The following is a 17,529-nucleotide window of genomic DNA, read 5'->3' as shown; positions in this document are numbered from 1 at the left end:
CCGGCGCCGGTGGGTCCGGGGGCGGGCAGGATCGCACCCGTGCCCGCCCCCGGCGCCCCGCTCGAGCAGCTCGGCTTCCTCACCATCGGCACGTTCGACCCGGCCGACCCGCGCGCCGGCCACGAGGCCACGCTGCGCGTCATCGAGCTCGGCGAGCGGCTCGGTCTCGACAGCGCGTGGCTGCGGCACCGGCACCTGCAGTACGGCATCTCCTCGCCGGTCGCCGTCCTCGCCGCGGCCACCCAGCGGACGTCGCGGATCGCGCTGGGCACCGCGGTCACCCCGCTGGGCTGGGAGAACCCGCTGCGGCTGGCCGAGGACCTCGCCACCGTCGACGTCCTCTCCGGCGGCCGGCTGCAGCCCGGCGTCAGCGTCGGCCCGCCGGTGCACTGGGACGACGTCAAGGGCGCGCTCTACCCCGACACCGCCGACGCCGAGGACCTCTCCCACACCCGCGTCGAGCGGCTGCTGCGGCTGGTCGCCGGCGAGCCCGCGGCGACGTTCTCCGGCCGTGAGGGCGTCGTCGAGGAGTGGTCGGACCGGGTGCAGCCGCACTCCCCCGGCCTGCGGGCGCGGCTCTGGTACGGCGCCGCCAGCACCCGCTCGGCGGAGTGGGCCGGGCAGGCGGGGATGAACCTGCTGACCAGCAGCGTGGTGCGCGCCGAGGGTGGCAGCACCGACTTCGCCGACATCCAGGCCGGGCAGGTCCGCGCGTACCGGGCGGCCGGGGGCACCGGGCGGGTGTCGCAGGGCCTGGTCGTCGTGCCCACCGACACCGCGACGCCCGACCAGCGGGCCCGCTACGCGGCCTACGCCGAGGCGCGCGCGCCGCGGGTCGGCGTCCCGCAGGGCCCGGGCCGGCTGCTGTTCGCCCCCGACCTGGTCGGCAGCTCCGAGCAGGTCGCCGAGGCGCTGTACGCGCACGCGGGCTTCCGCGAGGTCACCGAGGTCGTGTTCGCGCTGCCGTTCAGCTTCGCCGAGGCCGACCACGAGCAGATCCTCACCGACACCGCCACCCGGCTGGGCCCGCTGCTGGGCTGGTCACCGGCCGGGAGCTGAGGGCACCAGCACCGACCAGGCGGCCGGCTGCACGCGCCAGGTGCGGGCGGTCACCGGGTCCTGCAGCTCGCCGTCGGCGTCGAGCCCGACGGGCTCGCCGGACAGCGACACCTCCCGCCCGCGGACGACCACGACGTCGTCGCGCCCGGCGTGCCGGCCGGTGGCCAGCGCCGCGGCGAACGCCGCCCGCGCCGCCGGGCCGGTCGCGGTGACGACGACGACGTCGGCCAGGCCGTCGTCCGGGCGGGCGTCGGGCGCCAGCGCGGTGCCCCCGCCGATGGTCGGCCCGTTGCACACCCCGGCCATCAGCACCGGGGTGCCGCCGTCGGTCACGGCCGCGCCGTCGACCTCCACCCGCAGCCGCCACCCCGGCGTGGTGACGCCGGCGACGGCGGCGCCGAGCGGGTAGGCGACCGCGCCGAGGGTGTCCTTGAGCCGGTGGGCGCGCTCCCCCGCGTCGGCGCCGACCCCGGCGTGCACCGCGTTGACGACGATGCCGCCGGCGTCGTCGCGCAGCAGGTCCAGCGGCCGCGCCGCCCCGCCGAGCACCACCGCGGCGGCCTCGGCCGGGTCCAGCGGCAGTCCGAGCGCCCGCGCCAGGTCGTTGCCGGTCCCCAGCGGCAGCACCCCCAGGGGCCGGTCGAGGGCACCGGCGCGGTCGAGCGCGGCGACCGCGGCGTGCAGCGACCCGTCGCCGCCGGCCACCACCGGCCGTCGGCCGTCGAGACCGGCCAGCACCCGGTCCAGCTCCCCGGCGTCGGCGGTGGCGGCCACCTCGACGTCGGTGCCGCCGCGGAGGACGTCGAGGGCGGTGTCCAGCGCCTCGTCGTCCGCCGTGCCGGCCGACCGGTTGACCACCACGAGCAGCGTCATGCCCGGATCGTCGCAGCCGGGCAGGATCGGCACGTGGCCGACGACCTCATCGAGCGACTGCGGGCACGCGGCGGGCTGAAGTGGACGCGCCACCCCGGCGCGCTCGGCGCGTGGGTGGCCGAGTCGGACCTGGGCACGGCACCGGCGGTGACCCGGGCGCTGCACGAGGCGGTCGACCGCGGCCTGCTCGGCTACCTGCCCGACTGGCTGGCCGGGGACATGGCCCGGGCCACCGCCGGGTTCCTGCGCGAGCGGCACGGCTGGGACGTGCCGCCGGAGCGGGTGCGGCCGCTGCCCGACGTGCTGGCCGGCCTGTCCGCGGCGATCACCCACCTCTCCCGCCCCGGCTCGCCGGTCGTGCTGCCCACGCCGGCCTACATGCCGTTCCTGGAGGTGCCGCCGGCGCTGGGCCGCGAGGTGCTCGAGGTGCCGATGGCCCGCGACGGCGACCGGTTCGTCTACGACCTCGACGCGCTCGACGCCGCCTTCCTCGCGGGCGGGCACCTGCTGGTGCTGTGCAACCCGCACAACCCGGTCGGCCGGGTGCTGGAGCCGGCGGAGGTGCTGGCCGTCGCCGAGGTGGTCGACCGGCACGGCGGGCGGGTCTTCGCCGACGAGATCCACGCGCCGCTGGTGTACCCGGGGCACCGGCACGTGCCCTACGCGTCGCTGGGCGAGGTGCCCGCCCGGCAGGCGGTCACGGCGACCTCGGCGTCCAAGGCGTGGGACCTCCCCGGGCTCAAGTGCGCGCAGCTGGTGCTGACCAACGAGGCGGACGCGGCGCTGTGGGCGGAGGTGGGCCACCCCGTCGAGCACGGCGCCTCGACGCTGGGAGCCGTGGCCAACACCGCGGCCTACACCGACGGCGGGGCCTGGCTCGACGAGCTGCTCGTCGTCCTCGACGGGCACCGCCGGCTGCTCGCCGACCTCGTCGCCGCACACCTGCCCGGCGTCCGGTACACCCCGCCGGAGGGCACCTACCTGGCCTGGCTGGAGGGCCTCGACGCCGACCGGCCGGGCGACCTGCTGCTGGCGCGGGCCGGGGTCGCGGTGGTCGACGGCGGGCGCTGCGGCGCGGCCGGCCGGGGCGCGGTGCGGCTGAACTTCGCCACGCCGGCCCCGGTGCTCGAGCGGGTCGTCGAGCGGATGGGCGCGGCACTGCGCTGAGCGGTCAGCTGCGGGTGTCGGCCTCGACGGCCTCGAACGCCTTGCGCGCGGCGATGAGCACCGGGTCCCACACCGGCGCGAACGGCGGGGCGTAGGACAGGTCGAGGGAGAGCACCTCGTCGACGGTCATCTCGTTCCAGATGGCGATCGCCAGCGCGTCGACCCGCTTGGCCGCCCCCTCCTTGCCGACCACCTGGGCGCCCAGCAGCCGGCCGCTGCGGCGCTCGGCGATCATCTTGACCCGGATCGGGGTGGCGCCCGGGAAGTAGCCGGCCTTGGTCGTCGAGTCCACCGCCGCGGTGACGAAGGAGTACCCGGCCGCCTCGGCCTCGGCCTCCGACAGCCCGGTGCGGGCGGCCTCGGTGGCGCAGATCTTCGTGATCGCCGTCCCGATGACGCCGGGGAAGGTGGCGTACCCGCCGCCGATGTTGATGCCGGCCACCCGGCCCTGCTTGTTGGCGTGGGTGCCGAGCGCCACCACCACCCGCTGCTTCGACAGGCGGTGCACCGACTCGACGCAGTCGCCGGCCGCCCACACCCCGGGGACCTGGGTGCGCATCCGCTGGTCGACGGCGATGCCGCCCGAGGTGCCCAGCGGGATGCCGGCCTCCTGGGCCAGCCGCACGTTCGGCCGCACGCCCAGGCCCAGGACGACGAGGTCGGCGGGCAGCTCGCGGCCGCTCCGGGTGACCACCGCGCGGGCCCTCCCGTCGGGGCCGACGTCGATGGCGGCGACGCCGTCGGAGAGCACCAGCTCGATGTCCTCGCAGCGGACCGCCTCGGCGATGATCGCGCCGACGTCGGGGTCGAAGGTGCCCACCGGCGTGGCCGACAGGTCGACGACGGTGACCTCCAGCCCGCGGATCCGGCAGGCCTCGGCGATCTCCAGCCCGATGTAGCCGCCGCCGACGACGACGACCCGCTGCACGCGTCCGCTGTCGAGCTCGGCCCGCAGCGCGACGCCGTCGTCGAGCACCTGCACCCCGTACACGCCCTGCGCGTCGATGCCCTCGACCGGCGGGCGCATCGGCACGCTGCCGGTGGCGTAGACGAGGTCGTCGTAGCCCTCGGTGCCCTCGGTGCCGGTCTCGAGGTCGCGCCAGTGCACGACCCCCTCGTCGGTGTCGATGCCGACCACCTCGGTCCGCATCCGGACGTCGAGGCCGGCGGCGCGGTGCTGCTCGGGAGTGCGGGCGACCAGCTGCGTCTCGCGCTCCACGGTGCCGGCGATCCAGTACGGGATGCCGCAGGCGGAGTACGAGGTCGCCCGGCCGCGCTCGAACAGGACGACGTCGAGGTCGGGCCGCCGCTTCTTCGCCTGCGACGCCGCGCTGCCCCCGGCGGCGTCCCCTCCGATGACGACGAGGCGCTTGCTCACCCTCGCAGGCTAGGGCGCCGCGCGGCTACAGGCTCACCGCGACGGTGGCGGCGAGCTCGCGGACCGCCTCCAGGTCGTCCTTGGTGGGGGCGCCGGTGAGGCTCAGCGGTGCGGCGACCTGCCTCCACCGCAGCGCGCCGGTGATCGTGCCGATCGCCCTGAGCGCACCGGCGGTGTCGTCGCCGCCGTGCACGTAGACGCCGAAGGGCAGCCCGACGGTGGCGTCCAGGCAGGGGTAGTAGACGGTGTCGAAGAAGTGCTTGAGCGCGCCGCTCATGTAGCCGATGTTGGCCGGGGTGCCCAGCAGCACGCCGTCGGCGGCCAGCAGGTCGGCCGGCCCGGCCGACAGCGCCGGCCGCTCGGCCAGCTCGGCCTCCGCCACCATCGCCACGCCCTCCCGGACCGCCTCCAGCACCGCCTGCAGGTTCGGCGAGGGCGTGTGGTGGACGACGAGCAGCCGCGGCATGCCGCCCATCCTGCCCACGGCGGGCCGCGACCGTCTGGTGCCGCCGGGCGCGCGCTGGTCTGATGGGCGGCGTGCCCGGAGCAGGCGGCGGCAGGACCCTGGTCGGCAGCGTCCTCGCGACGCTGGACGGGCGCGTCGCCGGCGCCTCCGACGCCCCGGACTGGGCCGCGCCGCACCTGCGCGACGACGCCGTCCGCGAGCACCGGGAGCGGCTGCACGCCGCGGCGACGACCGCGCTGCTCGGCGAGGACGACTTCGTGCGCGCCCGGGGGGCCTGGCCGCCGGTGGCCGGCGACGCCGCCGCCGACGCCCGCGACCGCGCGTTCGCCGGCTGGCTCGACGACGTCGAGAAGATCGTCTTCTCCGCCACCATGACCGAGGCGGGGTGGGCCAACAGCTGGGTGCTCGAGGTCGACCCGTTCCAGGTCGCCTCCCACCTGCGCCGCCAGCGCGGGGGCGACGTCCTCGTCCTCGGCGGGAGCGTCGTCACCCGGCTGCTGGCCGTCGACGCCCTCGACCGGCTGGCCGTCGTCTGGTGCCCCGAGGTGCTCGGCGACGGCCCGCGCCTCTTCGACGACGACCCGTCCCCCGCCCGCTGGACGCTCACCGGCAGCACCGTCTCCGGCACCGGGGCACACTGCGCCGTCTACGACCGCGCGCGCTGACGCCGGACGCCGTCCCCGTGCGGCTCGCGGCGTCGGCGACCACGGCCCGGGCGCAGGGCAGGTCGGCGCCGCAGACCTCGTCGGGGCCCACCGGAGTCCGGGAGCACCGACCGGGCCGGCCTCCGGCCGTGGCGGTGGAGCTGTTCGCGGGCATCCCGGTGAGCGACCACGGGCGGGTGCTGGCCTGGTACGAGCCGCTGCTCGGCGCGGCCCCGGCCATCCGGCCCGACGACGTCGAGGCCGTGTGGGAGCTCGGCGGGCACCGGTGCGTGTACACCGACCTGCGGCCCGCGCACGCCGGCCACGCGATGCACACGCTGTTCGTCGACGACCTCGACGCGTGGGGCGCGGGGATCGCCGCCCCGCGCATCGAGCCGGCCGAGCGGGAGACGTACGCCGACGGGGTCCGGAAGGTCACCTACCGGGACCCGGACGGCGACGAGATCGGCTTCGGCGGGGCACCGGTCGACTGAGGGTCCGTCGGGGCCGCGCGGGCCGCGGACGGCCGGCCTCAGCCGGGGCCGCGGTGGGCCGACCAGAGCTGCGCGGCGCGGTCGGCCGCGTCGGACACCAGCGACACCAGCTCCTCCCGGGCGGGGACGGGGAAGGAGACGTAGGCACCGCGGCCGCCGGCGGTGGGCCGGCCGTACGCCTTCGCCGCGAGGTGCCCGTCGGGCAGCAGGCGGACGTTGAGCGTGGTCAGCAGGAACTCCTCGCCGCGCCGGGTGTCGGTCCAGCGCAGGTCCTCGGGGACGGTGACGTTGATCGCCAGGGCGCTGACCTCGACGGCGACGTCGCTGCTCATGGCGCATGGTGGCACGCCGACGACGTCCGGCCCGCCCTGATCGCGGGTCCGGCAGGATCGCGCGCATGCCGGTCAACCCCCGCATCGGGCCGATCGAGCGGACCACGGGCCGCACGTGGGACGAGTGGCTGCGCTTCCTGGACGCGATCGGCGCGCGCGACCTCGACCACGGGGCGATCGCGCTGCGCGTGTACGAGGAGCTCGGTGACGTATTCGAGCAGCGCGGCTGGTGGACGCAGTCGGTGACCGTCGCCTACGAGCACCACATCGGCCGGCGGGTGCCGGGGCAGCGCTCCGACGGCACCTTCCAGACGAGCGTCAGCCGGGCGACGCCGCTGCCGATGACCGAGCTCATGGCGCGCTGGCGGGCCTTCGCCGACGGCGACGCCGCCGTGCAGGAGGTCGTGGCCGGCGGGACCCCGAGGGTCAGCGGCACCGACCGCCGCACCACCTGGCGGACGCGGGCCGTCGACGGCTCGTCGGTGGTGGTCACCAGCGAGCCGAAGCGGAACGGGACGGCGTCCCTCGTGGCCACCCAGGTGGGGCTGCCCACCCCCGAGGCCAACGAGGCCGCCCGCGAGCGGTGGACGGGGATCGTGGCGCGGTTCCTCGCGGGCGTCGCGCCCGGCCGCTAGCGTCGCGCGATGGGCATCGAGGTCCGGCCGGCCACGGAGGAAGTCTTCGACGACGTCGCCACGGTGCTCGGGCCGAGGAACCCCGACGCGAACGTCTGCTGGTGCCTCAGTCACCGGGTCGACTCGCGCACCAACCGCGAGCTGGTGGGGACGGCACGGCGCGAGTACGTCCGCGAGCTGACCCGCCGTCCGGTCGCCCCGGGTGTGCTGGCCTACGACGGTGGCGAGGTGGTCGGCTGGGCCGCCGTCGCGCCACGGGCGGAGCTGCCCTTCGAGCGGTCGACGAAGATCCCGCACGTCGACGACCTGCCGGTGTGGTCGCTGTGGTGCGTGCGGGTGCGCCCCGGCCACCGCGGGCAGGGCGTCGCGCACGCGCTCGTCCGCGGCGCCGTCGACTACGCGGCGTCGCAGGGTGCCCCCGCCGTCGAGGGCTACCCGGCCGACAGCGGGGACCGGCGGGTCGACACGACGATGGCCTACGTCGGCACGCGGAGGCTGTTCGAGGCGGCCGGGTTCACCAAGGTCGCCGACACCGACGCCGTCGCCGGCGGCTTCCCCCGGGTGCTCGTGCGCCGCTCCCTCGCCTGAGCCGCCGGGCGACGGACCGGTCAGCGGTCCCCGAGCGCCGCGAGCAGCTGCGCGCGGGCGGTGGCCAGCGACGGGCCGTACCAGGTCAGCGCCCGCCCGGACACCAGCACCGACCGCACGCCGGGGAACGCCTCGGGGCCGTCGTCGGCGGTGAACAGGTACGGCTCGTCGGGCAGCAGGACGACGTCGGGCCGCGCCGCCAGGACGTCGTCGACCGCGACGTGCGGATAGCGGTCCTCCCCCGCCCCGAAGACGTTGGCCAGCCCGAGCCGGGCCAGCACGTCGCCGGTGAAGGTGCGCGGGCCGACCACCATCCACGGGTCCCGCCAGACCGGCACGGCCGCCCGGCGGGAGGGCGAGAGTGCCGGCCGGGACCACTCGCGGGCGGCGGCCGTCAGCCAGGCCGGCTCCCCCACGTCGAGCACCTCGGCGAACAGCCGGCGCATCGAGGCCAGCGCCTCCTCGACGGTCTCGATCACCGTCACCCACACCGGCACGCCGGCCGCGCGCAGCCGGTCGACGTCGAGCCTCCGGTTCTCCTCCCGGTTGCAGACGACGAGGTCCGGCCCGAGCGCGGCGATCGCGGCCCGGTCGGGGTTCTTGGTCCCCCGCACGCGGGCGACGTCGAGGCCGGCCGGGTGGGTGCACCAGTCGGTGGCACCCACCAGCCGGTCGGGCACGGTGACCGCCAGCGCCTCGGTGAGCGAGGGCACCAGCGACACCACCCGCCGCGGCGGCCCGGCCAGCGGCACCGGCTCCCCGAGGTCATCGGTGGTGACGTGCCGGAACGGCCCCGCTGCAGGGTCCCGCCACGAGCGGAGCGAGTGGTGGGGGGCAGCGGGGCCCTCCATCAGACGTTCCTGCGGTACTGGCCGCCCACCTCGAAGAAGGCCTCCGAGATCTGCCCGAGCGAGCAGGACCGGACGGCGTCCATCAGCGCCTCGAACACGTTCCCGCCCGACGTCGCCGCCTCCTGGAGCCGCGCCAGCGCGGCCGGTGCCTCGTCGGCGTGCCGGGCCTGGAAGTCGGCCAGCCGCTGCAGCTGCGACTGCTTCTCCGCCTCGGTGGCCCGCGCCAGCTCCACCGGCTTCGGCGGGGTCTCGTCGCGGTGCGGGTCGAGGAACGTGTTGACGCCGACGATCGGCAGCGACCCGTCGTGCTTGCGGTGCTCGTAGAGCATCGACTCGTCCTGGATCTTGCCGCGCTGGTAGCCGGTCTCCATGGCACCCAGCACGCCGCCGCGCTCGGCGATCCGGTCGAACTCGGCCAGCACCGCCTCCTCGACCAGGTCGGTCAGCTCGTCGACGACGGCCGACCCCTGCAGCGGGTTCTCGTTGCCGGCGAGCCCCCACTCCCGGTCGATGATCATCTGGATGGCCAGCGCGCGGCGCACCGAGTGCTCCGACGGCGTGGTCACCGCCTCGTCGTAGGCGTTGGTGTGCAGCGAGTTGGCGTTGTCGTAGATCGCGCACAGCGCCTGCAGCGTGGTGCGGATGTCGTTGAAGTCCATCTCCTGCGCGTGCAGCGACCGGCCCGACGTCTGCACGTGGTACTTCAGCTGCTGGGAGCGGGCGTTGGCGCCGTAGCGGTCGCGCATGGCCACCGCCCAGATCCGCCGGGCCACCCGGCCGATCACCGTGTACTCGGCGTCCATCCCGTTGCTGAAGAAGAAGCTCAGGTTGGGCGCGAAGTCGTCGATCGCCATGCCGCGTGCCAGGTAGGCCTCGACGTAGGTGAAGCCGTTGGCCAGCGTGAAGGCCAGCTGACTGATGGGGTTCGCCCCGGCCTCGGCGATGTGGTAGCCGGAGATCGACACCGAGTAGAAGTTGCGCACCCGGTGCTCGATGAACCACTGCTGGATGTCGGCCATGCAGCGCAGCGCGAACTCGGTGGAGAAGATGCAGGTGTTCTGGCCCTGGTCCTCCTTGAGGATGTCGGCCTGCACCGTGCCGCGGACGGTCGACAGCACCCAGGCGCGGATCTCCTCGGCCTCCCCCGCGTCGGGCTCGCGCCCCTCCTCCTCGCGGAACCGGTCGAGGCGCTGCTCGATCGCGGTGTTCATGAACATCGCCAGCACCGCCGGCGCCGGCCCGTTGATCGTCATCGACACCGACGTCGTCGGGGAGCACAGGTCGAACCCGTCGTAGAGCACCCGCATGTCGTCGAGCGTGGCGATCGAGACGCCCGACGTGCCGACCTTGCCGTAGACGTCGGGGCGCGGGTCGGGGTCGCGGCCGTAGAGGGTGACCGAGTCGAACGCCGTCGACAGCCGGGTGGCCTCGTTGCCCGCCGACAGCACCCGGAAGCGCCGGTTGGTGCGGAACGCGTCGCCCTCGCCGGCGAACATCCGCGCCGGGGCCTCCCCCGAGCGCTTGAACGGGAAGACGCCGGCCGTGTACGGGAACGCGCCCGGCAGGTTCTCCCGCCGCAGGAAGCCCAGCAGCTCGCCGGCGTCCTGCGTGCGGGGCAGCGCCACCCGCGGCACCTTCGTGCCCGAGAGGGTCTCGCGGGTCAGCGGCGTGCGGATCTCCTTGCCGCGCACGGTGTAGACGTACTCGTCGCCCGAGTACTGCTCCACCCGCGCCGGCCACTCCTCCAGCAGCGTGCGCACCTCCGGCAGCAGCTCGCGGTCGGCGGCGGCCGCCGCCTCGCGCGCCGCGTCGGCGGCCGCACCCTCCAGCACCTCCGCCGCGGTGGTCAGGTGCTGGCGGCGGCGGACGACGGCGGCCTGCTCCGCGGTGACCCGGTGGTGACCGCGCACCGCCTCGGCGACGTCGGCCAGGTACCGGGCCCGCGACGAGGGGACGACGCTGGACAGCCCGGTCGAGGCCCGCACGTCCACCCGCGGCAGCACGCCGGAGCCCGCGGGCAGCCCCTCGTCCACCAGCAGGCGGAGCAGCTCCTGGTACAGCGCGGTGACGCCGTCGTCGTCGAACCGGGCGGCACTGGTGCCGAACACCGGCATCTGCTCCCACGGCTGCCCGAACGCCTCGCGGTTGCGCACCATCTGCCGGGCGACGTCGCGGCGGGCGTCCTCCGCACCGCGGCGCTCGAACTTGTTGATGGCGACGACGTCGGCGAGGTCGAGCATGTCGATCTTCTCGAGCTGGCTGGCCGCACCGAACTCCGGCGTCATGACGTAGAGCGAGACGTCGCTGAACGGCACGATCGCCGCGTCGCCCTGCCCGATGCCCGGCGTCTCCACGACGACCAGGTCGAAGCCGGCGGCCTTGACCGCGGCGAGCACGTCGTCGAGGTGCTCGGGCACCTGCGCGCCGGCGGTGCGGGTGGCCATCGAGCGGAAGAAGGTGTGCGAGCCCTCCCCCGACTCCAGCGCGTTCATCCGGATCCGGTCGCCGAGCAGCGCGCCGCCGCCACGGCGGCGGGTGGGGTCGATGGCGAGGACGGCGACGCGCAGCTTGTCCTCCTGGTCGCGGCGCAGCCGGCGCAGCAGCTCGTCGGTGAGCGAGGACTTGCCCGAGCCGCCGGTGCCGGTGATGCCCAGCACCGGCACGGTGCGCGCGGCGGCGGCCTCGCGGACGCGGGCGGCCAGCGCCTCGTCGGCGCCGGCCTCCAGCACGGTGATCGCCCGGGCCAGCGCGCGCGGGTCGCCGGTCAGCAGCGCGTCGGCGTCGGGCCGGTCGGTGGTCAGGTCGACGTCGCAGGTGCGGATCAGCTCGTTGATCATCCCGGGCAGGCCGAGGCGGGCGCCGTCCTCGGGGCTGAAGATCCGCACGCCCCGCTCCCGGAGCGCGGCGATCTCCTCGGGCACGATGACGCCCCCGCCGCCGCCGAAGACCTTGACGTGCGAGGCGCCGACCTCCGCCAGCCGGTCGACCAGGTAGCCGAAGTACTCGACGTGACCGCCCTGGTAGGAGGAGACGGCGACGCCCTGGACGTCCTCCTCCAGCGCGGCCCGGACGACGGCGTCGACGCTGCGGTCGTGCCCGAGGTGCACCACCTCGGCGCCCTGGCTCTGCAGCAGCCGCCGCATGACGTTGATCGCCGCGTCGTGCCCGTCGAACAGGCTCGCCGCGGTGACGAAGCGGACGGGGTGGACGGGCACGTGCAGCTCCGCGGAGGGCATGGCTGCACGGTAGGCCCCAACTAGTAGGACGTCCAACCATCTCGGCGTGTCCGGTCCGGCGCACCTGGGCACGGGACGGGGGTGAGCGAGGTGCCGGGAGCCGACTGGGTGCGCGTCTTCGACGTCGCGCCGGTGCCGCTGGTGCTGCTCACCCCCGGCCTGGTGATCGTGCGGGCCAACCGGGCGCTGCTGCAGAACGCGGCGATGACGCCCGAGGACACCGTCGGCCGGTTCCTGTTCGACGTCTTCCCGATGCCCCCCGACGACCCCGCGGCCGACGGGCCGGTCAACCTGCGCACGACGCTCGAGGAGGCCCGCGACACCGGCCGGCCGGTGGTGATGCAGATCCAGAAGTACGACATCCCCCGGCCCGACGGCACCTTCGAGGAGCGGTACTGGAGCCCGGTGCACGTGCCGGTCCTCGACGACGACGGCCGTGTCGCCTTCCTGCTGCACCGCACCGAGGACATCACCGACTACGTGCGCACGCGCGAGCGGGCCGACGCCGGCCGGCGCCGGGTGGCCGACGTGGAGGCCGACCTGCTCTCGCGCACCCGTGAGCTGGAGCAGGCCAACGCCGAGCTGCGCGCGCTGGGCGAGCGGCAGCGGCGCACCGCCCGGGCGCTGGCCGGACTCGCCGCGGCGGTGTCCGGGCTGGCGTCGGCGGAGAACCGCGCCGAGCTGGTCGCCCGGCTGGTCGAGGGGGGCCGGGCCGCGTTCCACGCCGACCTGCTGGCCCTCGCCCTGCCCGAGCCGCGCACCGGGGACCTCGTCCTCACCGAGGACGGCGCGCCCGTGGGCCGCAGCGTGCCCGCCGGCGGCCAGGACCCCGCGGCGGTCGCCGCCCGCGGCCGGACGGTGCTGGTGGGCGACGCCGGCGCGCAGCCACCCCCGACGCCGGGGCTCCGGGCGTGGGTGGCCCTGCCGCTGCGCACCGGCGGTCGCCTGCTGGGCTCGCTGACCCTCGGCTGGACCGCGCCGCAGGTGTTCGGCGAGGGGGACGTCGGGGTGCTCGAGGCCTTCGCCGCGCAGGCCGCGCAGGCCCTGGACCGGGTCACCCGCCTGGAGGAGGAGCGCCGCCGCGCCTCGGCCACCCGCAGCCTCGCCGAGACCCTGCAGCGCTCGCTGCTCACCGACCCGCCCCGCCCGCCCGGCCTGGACCTCGCCGTCCGGTACCGGCCCGCGGCGCAGGAGGCGCAGGTCGGCGGCGACTGGTACGACGCCTTCGCCTCCGCCGGGGGGACGACGACGGTGGTGATCGGCGACGTCACCGGCCACGACCGGATGGCCGCCGCGGTGATGGGCCAGCTGCGCAACATGCTGCGCGGCATCGCGCACGCCGTGCCGGGCCCGCCGTCGCAGGTGCTCGGCGTGCTCGACGGCGCGCTGGCCGCGCTCGGGATGGGCACCCTGGTCACCGCCGTCCTCGCCCGCGTCGGCCCGGCCCCGGAGGGCGCTCCCGGCCCGCGGACGCTGACCTGGTCCAGCGCCGGGCACCTGCCCCCGCTGGTGGTGCCGCCCGCCGGCGCGCCCCGGCTGCTCGACCGCCGCCCCGACCTGCTGCTCGGGGTGGACCCCACGAGGGCCCGGCACGACGGCGTGGAGGCGCTGCCGCCCGGGACGACCGTCGTCCTCTACACCGACGGCCTCGTCGAGCGCCGCGACGCCGACCTCGACGCGGGCCTCGACCGGCTGCTCGCGGCGGCCGGCGACCTCGCGGAGCTGCCGGCGGAGGAGGTCTGCGACGCCCTGCTCGCCCGGCTCGCCCCGCAGCGGGCCGACGACGTCGCGCTGCTCGCCCTGCGGGTGCACCCGGGGCCGGGACCGCGCGCGGAACCCTCCCCGGCCCCCGCGCGTGGTGCCAGAGTGCCCGCCGTCCCCGATCCGAACGGAGCACTCCCCTCATGGCCTTCCGCAACCTGATGGCGAAGCTCGGCGCCGGCAACGCCAGCGTCGACACCGTCCTCGACTCCCCCGTCACCACGCCCGGCGGCACCGTCACCGGCACCGTGCACCTCACCGGCGGCCAGGTCGCCCAGGACATCGCCGAGTGCCGGGTGTCGCTGCAGGCGCGCGTCGAGGTCGAGAGCGGCGACCACGAGTGGCGCGAGGACGTCGTCTTCGGCACCGCCGTGGTCGCCGGCGCCGGCCGGATCGAGCCGGGCGTCAAGGCGGCCGTGCCGTTCAGCTTCCCCGTGCCGTGGCAGTGCCCGTTCACCGCCGTCGACGGGTGGACGCTGCGCGGGGTCTCCATCGGCCTGCGGACCCGGGTCGACATCCCCGGCGCGAGCGACCCCGGCGACCTCGACGCCGTCGTCGTCGAGCCGCTGCCGGTGCAGCGCACGGTCATCGCCGCGCTGTCCGGCCTGGGCTTCGCCTTCCGCGGCGCCGACGTCGAGAAGGGCCGGCTGGCCGGCAGCGACCTGCCCTTCTACCAGGAGGTCGAGTTCGCCCCGCCGTCGTCGCTGCGCGGCCGGGTCAACGAGCTGGAGGTGACCTTCCTGGCCGGCCCGCACGGCGTGGAGGTCGTGCTGGAGGTCGACCGGCGCGGCGGGCTGTTCACCGAGGGCCGCGACGTCGGCGCCCGGCTGCAGCTGCGCCACACCGACACCGACGTGTCCGCGGTGGCCGCGCAGCTCGACGCGGCGGTCCGCCAGCTCGGCGCCCGGCGCGGCTGGCTCTGAGCACCCCCGACCAGCGGACGACGGCCGCGCGGCTGCGGGCGTTCCCGCGCCGCGCGGCCGACCGGCCCGAGCTGCGCCAGGCCGCCGTGGCCGTCTGCGTCACCTGCGCCGACGACGTGCCCGCCCTGCTGGTCACCCGCCGCGCCGCGGGGCTGCGCGCGCACGCCGGCCAGTGGGCGCTGCCGGGCGGGCGGCTCGACCCCGGCGAGGGCGCGGTGGAGGCGGCGCTCCGCGAGCTGGCCGAGGAGGTCGGGCTGCTCCGCGGGCCCGAGGACGTCCTGGGCCTGCTCGACGACTACGTCACCCGCTCGGGCTACGTGATGACGCCGGTGGTCGTGTGGGCCGGTGCCACCGGCGAGCTCGCACCGGCCGAGGCCGAGGTGGCCGCGGCCTACCAGGTCCCGCTGGCCGACCTCGACGTCGACCCGCAGCTGGTGTCCATCCCCGAGTCCGACGCCCCGGTCATCCGGCTGCCGCTGCTCGGGGGGTGGGTGCACGCCCCGACCGCCGCGGTGGTCCACCAGTTCTGCCGGCTGGTCTGCCGCGGCGAGACCACCCGCGTCGCGCACCTCGAGGCACCGGTGTTCGCCTGGCGCTAGCTCAGCGGCGGTGCCAGCGGGCGGTGCCGTAGGAGGCCACCGCCAGCACGACGCCCGACAGGACGGCGCTGCGGCGGGCCACGTCGCCCTCGGCGCGGGAGGTCCACACCGCGGCGGCGTCGAGGGCGGTGAGCAGCAGCGCCACCTCGGTGGTGCGGCGGGCCTGCGGCGCCGGCGTGCCCAGCAGCGCCGCGCCCATCGCGATGTTGCGGGCGGCCGCGAGCCGGACCAGCAGCGGCAGCGCGACGTCGCCGCGGGCGGCGTCGGGCCGCACCCCCAGCACGCCGGAGATCCAGCGCGGGGCGAACAGCGCCGCGCCCCCGATCCACATCGACAGCGACCCGACGGTCGTGCGGGTGACGTCCCAGTCCCTGCTGCTCAGGCTGCTCACCCGCGGCCCTTGCCCGCGAACTGCCTGGTCGAACCGGCGACCAGCACCAGCACCAGGGCGAGGAAGGGCAGCGTGAGAGCGCTCGCGACGACGTCGCTGACGGTGGCGACGGTGAACGCCGCCACCGACGGGGCGTCCAGCGGGCCGAGGACGCCGTCCCCCCCGAGCGCGGCCACCGACGGCGGGAGGGTGACCAGCGCCGAGACACCGCCGCCGAGGACGACGCCGGCGAGCACCGCGGCCGGGGAGGTGCGCACCGCCCGCAGCGCCGTCGCCGTCCCCCGGCCCAGCGCGCCGCGCGCCCGCACCCGGCCGTCGGCGGGCAGGCCGGTGAGCGCGCCGGTGAGCCACAGCTGGGCGATCAGGCCGGTGGTGAAGCCGACGACGTCGACCAGCAGCGCGTGGGCGCGGCTCGGGTCGCCGTACACCAGCAACTGGCGCAGCACGTCGGGCACGGTGTTGACCAGCGTGACCGCGAGCGACACGGCGTAGACCCGCCCGGCGTGCCGGCGCAGCAGCGCCAGGGCCCCCCGGACGGCCGCGGCCGGGCTCACCTGCGGGTGGCGACGGCCTGCACCCAGCGGTCACCGGCCGCCCGCCGCAGCCTCCCCGGCGGGACGTCGAGGCCCGCGCGGCCCAGCTCCGCGACCAGCTCGTCGGTGGAGAACCGGTCGGCCGGGTGGCGGGAGACCGCGCGCAGCCACGGCGCGTCGACGAAGCGGGCGGTCATCTCGGTGAGGGCCAGCAGCCCGCCCGGCCGCAGCACCCGCGCGGCCTCGGCGACGGCGGCCCGCCAGTCGGGGATGTGGTGCAGCGCGTGGAAGTCGACGACCAGGTCGACGCGCGCGTCGTCCACGGGGAGCGCGGTCGCGTCGCCGACCCGGAAGGTGACCCGGTCGGCGAGGTCGGCGCAGCGCACCCGGGCCCGGCCGACCGAGGCGGGGTGCAGGTCGAAGGCGGTCACCTCGGTGGCGCCGAACCGCTCGACGGCCACCCGTGCACCCAGCCCCCGGCGGCCGGTGCCGATCTCCACGGCCGTCGCGCCACGGGCGCCGAGCCGCGCCAGGATGCGCCCCTCGACCTGCCGGCCGGCCAGGTACCGGAGGCGGGAGTCCACCCACAGCCGGTTCGCGTTCACGTAGGTGGGCGGCACGGAGCTGCTGCCGCGCCGGTCGGTGGCTTCGCTGGTCGGGGCCATGGCGCCCGGCTACCCGATCCGCCGCCGCGCACTCACGACAGCAGCTCCCGGTAGACGTCCCGCGCGTGGTCGAAGACGAGGAAGTGCCCCTCCCCGGCGTACCAGCGCGCGTCCACCGAGGGCAGCATCGCGGCCAGCACCCGGCCGAGCGCGACGGGCACCTGCCAGTCCTGCGTGCCGTGCCAGATGCGCACGTGCTGGCGCACCTCGCCCACCGGGAAGCCCCACGGCCGGAACAGCAGCGCCCGGTCCTCGGCGAGCGCGCCCGCGCCCTGCCGCAGCCCCTCGGTGAAGGTGCGCGCCAGCACCCGCCGCACGGCCGGCCGGCCGAGCACCCGGCGGTCGGCGGGGTTGAGCCGCAGCTGCAGGTAGCGGGGCAGCAGCTGCGGGCGGACGGTCAGCGGCGCGAAGGCCGGGCGCAGCAGCGCCGTCGCCGCCGCCGAGGGACGGTGCGCGGCGGCGCGGACGGACGTCGGCAGCCAGCCCGGCCACGGCCACGGGACGTCGGGCGGCGGGGCGCCACCGAGCACGCCGACCGCCGACACCCGGTCGGGCAGGGCGTGCGCGCAGGCCAGCGCGTACGCGGCGCCGCCGGAGAGGCTGAGCACGGCGGTGCGGCCGATGCCGAGGGTGTCGAGCAGCTGGACGACGTCGGCGGGCCAGTCGGTCACCCGCCGGCCCGGCTGCGGGTCGGAGTTGCCGAAGCCGGGCCGGTCGGGGACGACCAGCCGCACGCCCCAGCGGCGGTAGGCGGCCGGGTCCTCGACGTGGTGCTCCAGCCGGGAGCTGGGCGACCCGTGGCAGCCGAGCACCGGCCGGCCCTCGGGGTCGCCCCACTCGGCGTAGGCCAGCGTGCGGCCGTCGCGGAGCTCGAGCCGGCCCTCGCGGGGGCCGTCGGCGGGGTCGGTGCTGGCGGTGTGCACGCCCCCCGGCT

General features: G+C 76.6%; 19 protein-coding genes. 9 read left to right on the top strand and 10 right to left on the bottom strand.

Going from position 1 to position 17,529, the window contains the following annotated elements; all coding sequences use genetic code 11:
• Positions 1-39: 39 nt before the first annotated feature.
• Positions 40-1,059 (top strand): LLM class flavin-dependent oxidoreductase, encoded by a 1,020-nt coding sequence (locus tag BMZ33_RS00855; protein ID WP_091106850.1) that lies wholly within the window; start codon positions 40-42, stop codon positions 1,057-1,059.
• Here the strand turns inward: BMZ33_RS00855 and BMZ33_RS00850 are convergent.
• Positions 1,042-1,932 (bottom strand): diacylglycerol/lipid kinase family protein, encoded by an 891-nt coding sequence (locus BMZ33_RS00850; RefSeq protein ID WP_091107796.1) that lies wholly within the window; start codon positions 1,930-1,932, stop codon positions 1,042-1,044. The genes BMZ33_RS00855 and BMZ33_RS00850 overlap by 18 nt on opposite strands.
• A 33-nt stretch (positions 1,933-1,965) precedes the next feature.
• Here BMZ33_RS00850 and BMZ33_RS00845 point away from each other — a divergent pair, with 33 nt between their 5' ends.
• A complete protein-coding gene (locus BMZ33_RS00845) occupies positions 1,966-3,099 on the top strand; it encodes a MalY/PatB family protein (protein WP_091106848.1) in 1,134 nt (377 codons plus the stop codon).
• A gap of 4 nt (positions 3,100-3,103) precedes the next feature.
• Here BMZ33_RS00845 and BMZ33_RS00840 read toward each other — a convergent pair whose 3' ends face one another.
• Entirely contained in the window at positions 3,104-4,477 is a 1,374-nt protein-coding gene (locus BMZ33_RS00840) for an FAD-dependent oxidoreductase (RefSeq protein ID WP_091106846.1), read from the bottom strand.
• A gap of 25 nt (positions 4,478-4,502) precedes the next feature.
• Positions 4,503-4,943 (bottom strand): flavodoxin family protein, encoded by a 441-nt coding sequence (locus BMZ33_RS00835; RefSeq protein ID WP_091106844.1) that lies wholly within the window; start codon positions 4,941-4,943, stop codon positions 4,503-4,505.
• Positions 4,944-5,014: 71 nt separating this feature from the next.
• Between BMZ33_RS00835 and BMZ33_RS00830 the strand changes: the two genes are divergently transcribed.
• Both BMZ33_RS00830 and BMZ33_RS00825 read left to right on the top strand, forming a co-directional pair.
• Positions 5,015-5,608: a dihydrofolate reductase family protein gene (locus tag BMZ33_RS00830; protein ID WP_169063707.1), complete on the top strand. Its 594-nt coding sequence runs from the start codon at positions 5,015-5,017 to the stop codon at positions 5,606-5,608.
• A gap of 128 nt (positions 5,609-5,736) precedes the next feature.
• Entirely contained in the window at positions 5,737-6,081 is a 345-nt protein-coding gene (locus BMZ33_RS00825) for a VOC family protein (protein ID WP_169063706.1), read from the top strand.
• A 38-nt stretch (positions 6,082-6,119) separates the two neighbouring features.
• Here BMZ33_RS00825 and BMZ33_RS00820 read toward each other — a convergent pair whose 3' ends face one another.
• On the bottom strand, positions 6,120-6,413 hold the full coding sequence (locus BMZ33_RS00820) for a hypothetical protein (RefSeq protein WP_091106840.1): 294 nt from the start codon (positions 6,411-6,413) through the stop codon (positions 6,120-6,122).
• A gap of 65 nt (positions 6,414-6,478) precedes the next feature.
• Here BMZ33_RS00820 and BMZ33_RS00815 point away from each other — a divergent pair, with 65 nt between their 5' ends.
• Together BMZ33_RS00815 and BMZ33_RS00810 are read left to right on the top strand one after the other, a co-directional pair.
• Positions 6,479-7,048, top strand: coding sequence for a hypothetical protein (locus BMZ33_RS00815; protein WP_091106837.1), 570 nt, complete (start codon positions 6,479-6,481; stop codon positions 7,046-7,048).
• Positions 7,049-7,057: 9 nt separating this feature from the next.
• Entirely contained in the window at positions 7,058-7,636 is a 579-nt protein-coding gene (locus BMZ33_RS00810) for a GNAT family N-acetyltransferase (RefSeq protein ID WP_091106835.1), read from the top strand.
• Positions 7,637-7,656: 20 nt separating this feature from the next.
• Here the strand turns inward: BMZ33_RS00810 and BMZ33_RS00805 are convergent, their stop codons facing one another.
• Complete coding sequence (locus tag BMZ33_RS00805; RefSeq protein WP_169063705.1) at positions 7,657-8,487, bottom strand: helical backbone metal receptor; 831 nt, start codon at positions 8,485-8,487, stop codon at positions 7,657-7,659.
• Positions 8,487-11,723 (bottom strand): fused isobutyryl-CoA mutase/GTPase IcmF, encoded by a 3,237-nt coding sequence (gene icmF, locus BMZ33_RS00800; RefSeq protein WP_091106831.1) that lies wholly within the window; start codon positions 11,721-11,723, stop codon positions 8,487-8,489. The genes BMZ33_RS00805 and icmF overlap by 1 nt, the downstream gene beginning before the upstream one ends.
• Before the next feature lie 81 nt (positions 11,724-11,804).
• On the opposite strand from icmF, the gene BMZ33_RS00795 reads away from it, so the two are divergent.
• The 3 genes from BMZ33_RS00795 (at position 11,805) to BMZ33_RS00785 (ending at position 15,006) form a co-directional block, all read left to right on the top strand.
• Positions 11,805-13,646 carry a SpoIIE family protein phosphatase gene (locus BMZ33_RS00795; protein WP_091106829.1) on the top strand — a complete coding sequence of 614 codons (1,842 nt, stop codon included), beginning with the start codon at positions 11,805-11,807 and terminating at the stop codon, positions 13,644-13,646.
• A complete protein-coding gene (locus tag BMZ33_RS00790; RefSeq protein WP_091106827.1) occupies positions 13,628-14,407 on the top strand; it encodes a sporulation protein in 780 nt (259 codons plus the stop codon). The genes BMZ33_RS00795 and BMZ33_RS00790 overlap by 19 nt, the downstream gene beginning before the upstream one ends.
• Before the next feature lie 86 nt (positions 14,408-14,493).
• On the top strand, positions 14,494-15,006 hold the full coding sequence (locus tag BMZ33_RS00785) for an NUDIX hydrolase (RefSeq protein WP_169063704.1): 513 nt from the start codon (positions 14,494-14,496) through the stop codon (positions 15,004-15,006).
• Position 15,007: 1 nt separating this feature from the next.
• Here the strand turns inward: BMZ33_RS00785 and BMZ33_RS00780 are convergent, their stop codons facing one another.
• From BMZ33_RS00780 to BMZ33_RS00765, 4 genes are read right to left on the bottom strand one after another with little or no spacing between them, the layout of a single operon-like run.
• A complete protein-coding gene (locus tag BMZ33_RS00780) occupies positions 15,008-15,397 on the bottom strand; it encodes a DUF4267 domain-containing protein (protein WP_091106824.1) in 390 nt (129 codons plus the stop codon).
• A complete protein-coding gene (locus BMZ33_RS00775; RefSeq protein ID WP_091106822.1) occupies positions 15,394-15,951 on the bottom strand; it encodes a hypothetical protein in 558 nt (185 codons plus the stop codon). The genes BMZ33_RS00780 and BMZ33_RS00775 overlap by 4 nt, the downstream gene beginning before the upstream one ends.
• Positions 15,948-16,595: a class I SAM-dependent methyltransferase gene (locus BMZ33_RS00770; protein ID WP_091106820.1), complete on the bottom strand. Its 648-nt coding sequence runs from the start codon at positions 16,593-16,595 to the stop codon at positions 15,948-15,950. The genes BMZ33_RS00775 and BMZ33_RS00770 overlap by 4 nt, the downstream gene beginning before the upstream one ends.
• Before the next feature lie 32 nt (positions 16,596-16,627).
• On the bottom strand, positions 16,628-17,518 hold the full coding sequence (locus BMZ33_RS00765; protein WP_091106818.1) for an alpha/beta fold hydrolase: 891 nt from the start codon (positions 17,516-17,518) through the stop codon (positions 16,628-16,630).
• Between the last annotated feature and the right edge of the window lie 11 nt (positions 17,519-17,529).

This window comes from Geodermatophilus dictyosporus, assembly GCF_900115505.1.
GTDB classification, from domain to species: domain Bacteria; phylum Actinomycetota; class Actinomycetes; order Mycobacteriales; family Geodermatophilaceae; genus Geodermatophilus; species Geodermatophilus dictyosporus.
This window is presented reverse-complemented; position numbering and strand designations above follow the sequence as displayed.

Bases quoted from the DNA above. Each gene is read 5' to 3' on its own strand.
- BMZ33_RS00810 (WP_091106835.1), top strand. From the start codon at position 7,058: ATGGGCATCGAGGTCCGGCCGGCCACGGAGGAAGTCTTCGACGACGTC.
- BMZ33_RS00835 (WP_091106844.1), bottom strand. From the start codon at position 4,943: ATGCCGCGGCTGCTCGTCGTCCACCACACGCCCTCGCCGAACCTGCAG.
- BMZ33_RS00770 (WP_091106820.1), bottom strand. From the start codon at position 16,595: ATGGCCCCGACCAGCGAAGCCACCGACCGGCGCGGCAGCAGCTCCGTG.
- BMZ33_RS00805 (WP_169063705.1), bottom strand. From the start codon at position 8,487: ATGGAGGGCCCCGCTGCCCCCCACCACTCGCTCCGCTCGTGGCGGGAC.
- icmF (WP_091106831.1), bottom strand. From the start codon at position 11,723: ATGCCCTCCGCGGAGCTGCACGTGCCCGTCCACCCCGTCCGCTTCGTC.
- BMZ33_RS00820 (WP_091106840.1), bottom strand. From the start codon at position 6,413: ATGAGCAGCGACGTCGCCGTCGAGGTCAGCGCCCTGGCGATCAACGTC.
- BMZ33_RS00790 (WP_091106827.1), top strand. From the start codon at position 13,628: ATGGCCTTCCGCAACCTGATGGCGAAGCTCGGCGCCGGCAACGCCAGC.
- BMZ33_RS00815 (WP_091106837.1), top strand. From the start codon at position 6,479: ATGCCGGTCAACCCCCGCATCGGGCCGATCGAGCGGACCACGGGCCGC.
- BMZ33_RS00850 (WP_091107796.1), bottom strand. From the start codon at position 1,932: ATGACGCTGCTCGTGGTGGTCAACCGGTCGGCCGGCACGGCGGACGAC.